The organism is Bartonella sp. AA2SXKL (genome assembly GCF_042197205.1).
In the GTDB taxonomy this organism is placed as follows: domain Bacteria; phylum Pseudomonadota; class Alphaproteobacteria; order Rhizobiales; family Rhizobiaceae; genus Bartonella.
This window is the reverse complement of record NZ_JBHIRN010000258.1, coordinates 334-582: the sequence shown is the minus strand read 5'-3', so window position 1 is coordinate 582 and position 249 is coordinate 334. Positions and strand designations below refer to the sequence as shown.

Genomic DNA, 249 nt, shown 5'->3' with positions numbered 1-249 from the left:
ATAATCCTCATATCAAAGGTGCTGAAATCACTTGGCGTGATAATCCTCAATTTCCAGAAAAACTTAATCGAGATCGCAAGGCAGATTTAGAACAACGACCTGAACACTATAACCATATTTGGGAAGGGGAATATCTCCAAACTGTTGAAGGTGCCTATTACCAAAAAGCGTTGCTGGAGGCTTCACGGGAAGGGCGTATTACTACTGTTCCCCGTGATCCCTTGATGCAGATCAGAATCTTTTGGGATA

At 42.6% G+C, this 249-nt stretch carries 1 pseudogene; it reads left to right on the top strand.

The window, feature by feature from the left end:
- A pseudogene (locus tag ACFINS_RS11090) lies at positions 1–249 on the top strand (PBSX family phage terminase large subunit); the annotation flags it as partial.